This window comes from Chromohalobacter sarecensis, assembly GCF_023061135.1.
Classification (GTDB): domain Bacteria; phylum Pseudomonadota; class Gammaproteobacteria; order Pseudomonadales; family Halomonadaceae; genus Chromohalobacter; species Chromohalobacter sarecensis.
This window is the reverse complement of record NZ_JAKGAN010000012.1, coordinates 91,938-98,510: the sequence shown is the minus strand read 5'-3', so window position 1 is coordinate 98,510 and position 6,573 is coordinate 91,938. Positions and strand designations below refer to the sequence as shown.

Sequence of the window (6,573 nt, the reverse complement as noted above, 5' to 3'; positions counted from 1 at the left end):
GAAGCTAGAAGCTAGAAGCTAGAAGCTAGAAGCTAGAAGCTAGAAGCTAGAAGCTAGAAGCCGAGAACGATTCTGTTTCCCTGGGGTTTCTTCCAGCCGCGTAGCGGCGTTCTTCCTTCTTCAAGACGCGTAGCGTCGTACTGACGTCTTCCCTCTCAGTAATTCGGCCAGACGCCGGGCGTGGCCAGTTCCAGCAAATGGCCGTCCGGGTCGCGAAAGTAGAGGCTTTCACCGCCTTTCGGCCAGTGCGTGCGGCCTTCGATGGGCACGTCGTGCGCGGCGAGCTGGGCCTCCCAGTCATGCAATGCATCGCGGGCGATGGCCAGCGCCAGATGCACGCGCCCGGTGCCGTCGTGGGGCGGTATGGTGCCCATGCCGTGCGGCAGGTTCACGGTTTCCTGGGTGCTGCCTTGTTGAAATAGCAGCAACACGCTGCCCGGCCCGGCCTCGTACGCGGTGAAGCGATGATCGGCAGTGAAGGCCGTCAGCTCCATCACGTTCTCGAAGAAGGCCCGGGCACGGGCCATGTCGGTGACGTAGAGGGCGGTTTCGAGAACACCTTGGATGCGTGGCATATCACTCCCCGTTTACCGCGACGCAATGCCCCCAGCATAGCCATCACACGGCAATGATCTCAACGTGGCGATAGCCAGAACCACCAGACGATGCCGGCGATCAATGCCAGCCCGATCAGGTTGACGAGGAACGTCATGCGGCCTCCTCAGACGTTTTGGCACTGTGTGCAGTGGATTTGAACAGCCTCAAGCGGTTGGCGTTGCTGACCACGGTGACCGAGGACAGCGACATGGCCACGGCGGCGACGATGGGTGAGAGCAACATCCCCGTCAGCGGATAGAACACCCCGGCGGCGATGGGAATCCCCAGGCCGTTGTAGCCGAAGGCGCCCCACAGGTTCTGTTTGATGTTGCGCAACGTGGCGCGGCTGATCTCGATGGCATCGGCCACGCCGTGAAGCGAGTTGCGCATCAGCGTGATGCCGGCCGATTCGATCGCGACGTCGGTGCCTTGACCGATGGCAAAGCCCACGTTGGCCTGCGCCAGGGCCGGGGCGTCGTTGATGCCGTCGCCGGTCATGCCGACGAGATGCCCGTCGCGTTGCAACTGCGCGACGATCTCGCGCTTTTCCTCCGGCAAAAGTTCGGCCTCGACGCGCGCGATACCCAGCGCCTTCGCCACAGCTTGGGCGGTATGCGCGTTATCGCCGGTCAGCATGACCACCTCGATGCCGTCGGCCTGCAAGCGTGCCACGGCGTCGCGGCTGTCCTCACGTAGCGGGTCGCTGATGCCGAAGACGCCCAATACCTGTCCGTCGGCGGCCAGATAGAGCGGTGTCTGTGCCTTGTCTTCGAGTTCGGCGCCCCAGGCCTGGGCCTGGCCCAGTTCGACATCGCCCTCGCGCATCAGAGCGGCGTTGCCCAGGCGCAACGACTGGCCGGTGTCGGTGACGGCGGTGACACCACGTCCGCTGAGCGCTTGAAACTCGCGTAGCTCGGGAAGCGCGGCCTGCGTGGCACCCTGCTGTTCGGCGTAGTCACCGAGTGCCTCGGCGAGGGGATGCTCGGAGCCACGTTCGAGGGCCGCCACCCAGCTCAATGCGGTGTGGGTATCCTCGGTGGCCCACTGGGCGGCGGTCACGCGCGGGCGCCCCTCGGTCAGGGTGCCGGTCTTGTCGACGACCAAGGTTGTCAGTTTGCTGGCGGTCTGCAGCGCATCGCCGTCGCGTACCAGGATGCCGTGCTCGGCGGCCTTGCCGACGCCAATCATGGTCGACATCGGTGTCGCCAGCCCCAGGGCGCATGGGCAGGCGATGATCAGCACAGTGGTGGCGGTAACCAGCATGTGGACCAATTGCGGCGCGGGGCCGAAGTTGAACCAGACCAAGGCCGTGAGGACGGCGATGATCAATACGCTGGGGACGAAGATGGCAGAAATCCGGTCGGCCAGGACACCGATGGGCGGGCGCGAGTTCTGGGCGCTGGCCACTTGCTCGACGATGCGCCCCAGGCGGCTGTCGGCGCCGATACGGGTGGCGATATAGACCAGCGTGCCACGACCATTGACCGTGCCCGCACTGACCTCGTCGCCGGAATGCTTGGCGACGGGCTGAGGCTCGCCGGTCAACATCGATTCGTCGACATGACTGTCGCCTTCCTCGACGCGGCCATCTACGGCCAGGCGCTCGCCGGGCCGCACGCGAATGCGGTCATCGACGGCGACGTCGTCGAGCGGCACGTCGCGCTCGTCGCCGTCGCGAATCACTCGAGCGGTGGGTGCCTGCAGGTCGAGCAGGCGATTGAGCGCCCGTGAGGTGCGCCCTCGGGCGCGCAGCTCCATGGCATTGCCGAGGCTGATCAGACCGATGATCATTACCGAGGCTTCAAAATAGAGACCGCGCGCGGCGACTGGAATCGCCTCGGGGATCAGTACCACCGTCATCGAATAGAGCCAGGCGGTGCCGGTGCCGACGGCGATCAGGGTATCCATGTTGGCCTGATGATGACGGAAGGTTTTCCAGACATTGACGAAGAAGCGACGCCCTGCCGTGGCCATGATGCCCAGCGTGACCACACCGATCAGCAGCCAGCCCCAGCGTTCCGGTCCGCTCAACTGCGGATGGTGGAACAGCATGCTGCCCATCAGCAGCGCCCCGGGGATGAGTCCCAGTGCGGTGTCGCGAAGTCGTTGACGGTATTCGCGCGCCTCGTTTTGTTCGCGAGTGCGTGCCGCCTGGCCGAGATCCTCGATGGGCTCGGCGCCGTAACCGACCGCCTCGACGGCTTCGACCAGTTGCTGGGCGCTTGTGTCGCCGACGACCTCGGCGGTATGCGAGCCGAAGTTGACGCTGGCCGAGCGCACGCCGGGCGTGGCATTCAGAGCTTGGGTGATGGTGTTGACGCAGCCGGCGCAGGTCATGCCCGAAAGCGATAGACGTACCGGCGCTCCGTCGGGCGTTGTCTCGGCGTCTGGCCGGTCGCCGCTCGAGGCCGTCGCTGATGCGCTGTCGTCAGCGGTACTGGTCGTCGTTTCCGATGGGGACGTTTCCGGTGGATAGCCGGCTTGCTCGAGCAATGCGCTCAGACGCGCCGCGTCCAGAGATGACTCGACGTCGAGACGCTTTTCATCGGGCTCGCCGGTGACTTCGGCCTGGGCGTCTTCAGCTCGAATCGCCTCGCGCATGCGTTTGACGCAACCCTGGCAGTTCATGCCGGGTACGCTGAATGAATGGGGAGCCGTTGTGCTCATCTTGCGTTCTCCGTTGGCTGCGCTCATGGCGACTGGCGTGAGAAATCGTCGTCACCTTCCATGGGCAAGCTCTCGATCAGCCGACACAGGCTATGGCCGTCGGGCGTGCCATCCGGCATGTCTCGCCAGGAGGACAAGGCGTGTTCCATGCGCGTTGCCAGGGCCTGCAACTCGCGGATGCGCGCCTGAATCTCCGGCAAGCGTTCGGCCAGCAGGTCGCGCACCATGGGGCACGGGGAGTCGCCGTGGTCGGCGTGCTCAAGAATCTCGCGCACCTCGCGAAGACTGAACCCCAGCGTGCGTGCGCGCTGTATGAAACGCAGGCGATTGAGGTCGTCGGCATCGTAGAGCTGATAGCCGTTGTCGGGATCGCGCTGCGGATGCAATAGCCCCTCGCGCGTGTAATGGCGCACCGTTTCGCCGGTGACGTCGGTGGCTCGGGCCAGATCGCTGACTTTCATGGCGCCCTCCTGAGTAGTATGGGAAGTTTAGAACCTTTGGGTAACACAAAGGTCAAGGTGATCCTGGACTCTTCCTGTGCTCTCCAGGCAAGAGACTGAAATGCATGAATAAATGAGGCTACTCCCCGGAGAGAGGCTAGGTGAGAGACGACTAATAAGACTAAAGGATGAGCGGTTTCAAGATTAAAACAAACGTTTGCTCTTGACTTGCAAACGGCCATCAGCCAAAACGAAGAGGCACGCCATTACTCGGGCAAGGGTAAAAATTCTAAGACGATTTTCGCCTCCACGTCTCCGCAGAAGAGGACGTTTTCATGCATAACAAGATCAACAAGCTCACGCTTGCCGTGACCCTGGCATCCGCCGTAATGGCGTCTGGCCATGCGGCAGCCTCGGGATTCCAGGTTCGTGAACAGAGTGCCAAGGTTCTGGGTAATGCCATGGCAGGTGCTGCGGCTGGCGCCGAGGATGTCAGCTACATGACCTTCAACCCAGCGGCTATCGGTAATGTCGAGGGCACCCAAGTAGCGGGCGGTATTTCCTATATCGATGCTAACTTCAAATTGACCGATGCGTCGGCGAGCCCAGCCGGGTCACCCTTGAGCTATGATCGTGGTGGCTCGCGCGAAGGCGGCGAGGAAGCCTGGGTGCCCAGCTTCGCCTTCAAGACGCGCTTGAATGAACGGTTCGACTTGGGGCTTGCGATCTCCGCGCCGTATGGCCTCTCGACGAAGTATGACAAGGAGTGGATCGGCCGCTATCACGCCGTTGAAACCGAGCTCGAGACCATCGATATCCAGCCGACGCTGAACTACCGCGCCACCGATCGTCTCAACTTGGCGGTGGGTCTGCGTGCTCAGTATGCTGACGCTACTCTGTCTAATGCCATCGATCTGGGGGGGCAGGGAGTTCGTGCGGGCCAGTTGCCGCCTTCGGCGATTGGTAATGCCGATGGTATGGCCGAAGTGACCGGCGATGACTGGGGATATGGCTACACGCTGGGTGCGCTTTTTCAGGCGACCGAACGTACCCGCCTGGGCATCAGCTACCGCTCGGAGGTCGAGCTGACGTTGGACGGTGATGTCGACTATAGCTCCGGCGATCCAGTCGGCCAGCAGGTTCTGGCAGTCTCGGGTCTGCAGGACGCTGGCGGCAAAGCGGATTTGACCACACCGGCCAACCTCAACCTCGGTATCTACCACCAATTGACCGATCGGCTCGCCTTGATGGCCAATGCCGAATGGACGGAGTGGAGCAGCTTCAAGGAGCTAACCGTCGAGTCTGGTGGCCGCGAATTGAGCACCACGACCGAAAACTGGGACGATACCTGGGCCTTCTCGGTCGGGGCCAACTATCAGCTCAACCAGCAGTGGTTGTTGCGCGCTGGCCTGGGAGTCGACGAATCGCCGGTGCCGGACAGCGAGCATCGTACGCCGCGCGTGCCGGATGCCGACCGCCGTTGGGCGACTCTTGGTGCGACCTGGATGCCGACGTCGGAGTTTGGCGTGACGGCGGGGTATATGCACGTCTTCGGTGATGATGGCGACATCGATCAATCCGGCACCAAACCCGAGAATGCCCGCCGCGGTGACCTTTCCGGAACCTATGAAGTCGATGCCAACGTCTTTGCGCTCTCGATGGATTATCGTTTTTGAGTCGAGAGTGGCAGCGCCCAAGTGAGTTATATAACAACGCACCCCGGCATTTGCCGGGGTGCGTTATTTCAGGCCGAGGGGCCAGCCTAAGGCAATGTCAGTGATAAAGGTGACGCTCGGCCTTTCTTTGAACCCCTTACTTGAGAGGCTTCAGGGCGCTCCAGTCCTTGCGGTTGGCCAGGAACTCTGGCCGCGGGCGGTTGCCGCAGTATGGGTCGTGCAGCGTGTTCTCGACACTGTTGTAGACGAAGAACAGGTTGCTGCGTGGCCAGCACGACATGTTGATGTTCGAGCCATGCATAGTGTTGCACTCGAACATCACTAGCGAACCGACAGGCCCCTTGGGCGCCTCGATATCGCCCTTGAGCATCAATTCGCGCAGGCTAGCATCGTCCGGTACGCCGATTTCCTGGCTCTTCAGCGACTCTTTATAGTTGTTCTCCGGCGTGCGGCCCACGCAGGGAACGAAGTAGTTGTGCGAGCCGGGCACTAACATTAGCGGACCGTTGAATTCACCGTTTTCGGTGAGGATGATCGAACAGCTCACCGAGCGCATGCGGGGCATGCCGTCCTCGCTGTGCCAGGTCTCGAAATCGGAATGCCAGTCGAAGCCCTTGCCTTTGAAGCCGGGCTTGTAGTTGATCCGCGACTGGTGGATATAGGCATCGCCGCCGAGGATCTGTTGAACCATCGCCAGCAGGCGCGGGTCGCGGGTCAGGCGGCTGAAGCGCTCGGATACCTCATGAATGCCGAAGATCGAACGAATTTCCTGCTTGCTGGGCTCGAGGATGGTGCCTTCCGAGAGTTTGAGGTCATCGTCGTTCTCGTAGTCGGCCAACTCATCCAGGAACGCGGCCATCTCGTCTTCGTTGAAGAAGCCCTCGAAGGAAAGGAAGCCCTTGCGTTCGAATTCGTCGAGCTCGGCTTCGCTGAGCGGCCCCTTGCGTTGCTTGCCCTCGCTATGCACTACCGGGTCGATGCGCTCGAACATCCCCAGTTTGCGTTCCAGGCGCGTCGGGAATAGATCTTGAGTCTCTTTCATTGCAAACTCCTCCATTAGTCTGCTGGGAACGGTGTTGTTGCCATCCCCCCTGTAAACGTAGTCGGAGAGATTAACGCCGACAACACAGTCGTATACGGTAGTAGCCTTCCTGGCTACCGTACCGAGGCTACGCCCCAATCCTGAGCTTGTA

General features: G+C 61.7%; 5 protein-coding genes. 1 reads left to right on the top strand and 4 read right to left on the bottom strand.

Annotated features, from left to right (window positions below; translation table 11 throughout):
* Window positions 1-155 precede the first annotated feature (155 nt).
* The 3 genes from L1071_RS15440 to L1071_RS15430 all read right to left on the bottom strand — a co-directional run bounded on the left by L1071_RS15440 (window position 156) and on the right by L1071_RS15430 (window position 3,725).
* Window positions 156-575, bottom strand: coding sequence for a VOC family protein (locus tag L1071_RS15440; RefSeq protein ID WP_246976732.1), 420 nt, complete (start codon window positions 573-575; stop codon window positions 156-158).
* A gap of 133 nt (window positions 576-708) precedes the next feature.
* Window positions 709-3,264, bottom strand: a complete 2,556-nt coding sequence (locus tag L1071_RS15435) for a heavy metal translocating P-type ATPase (protein WP_246976728.1) — start codon at window positions 3,262-3,264, stop codon at window positions 709-711.
* Window positions 3,265-3,287: 23 nt separating this feature from the next.
* Window positions 3,288-3,725 carry a MerR family transcriptional regulator gene (locus L1071_RS15430; RefSeq protein ID WP_246976724.1) on the bottom strand — a complete coding sequence of 146 codons (438 nt, stop codon included), beginning with the start codon at window positions 3,723-3,725 and terminating at the stop codon, window positions 3,288-3,290.
* A gap of 314 nt (window positions 3,726-4,039) precedes the next feature.
* Here L1071_RS15430 and L1071_RS15425 point away from each other — a divergent pair, with 314 nt between their 5' ends.
* Window positions 4,040-5,380, top strand: a complete 1,341-nt coding sequence (locus L1071_RS15425) for an OmpP1/FadL family transporter (RefSeq protein WP_246976721.1) — start codon at window positions 4,040-4,042, stop codon at window positions 5,378-5,380.
* 136 nt (window positions 5,381-5,516) lie between these two features.
* On the opposite strand, the gene thpD is transcribed toward L1071_RS15425, so the two are convergent.
* Window positions 5,517-6,422 carry an ectoine hydroxylase gene (gene thpD, locus L1071_RS15420; RefSeq protein WP_246976718.1) on the bottom strand — a complete coding sequence of 302 codons (906 nt, stop codon included), beginning with the start codon at window positions 6,420-6,422 and terminating at the stop codon, window positions 5,517-5,519.
* Between the last annotated feature and the right edge of the window lie 151 nt (window positions 6,423-6,573).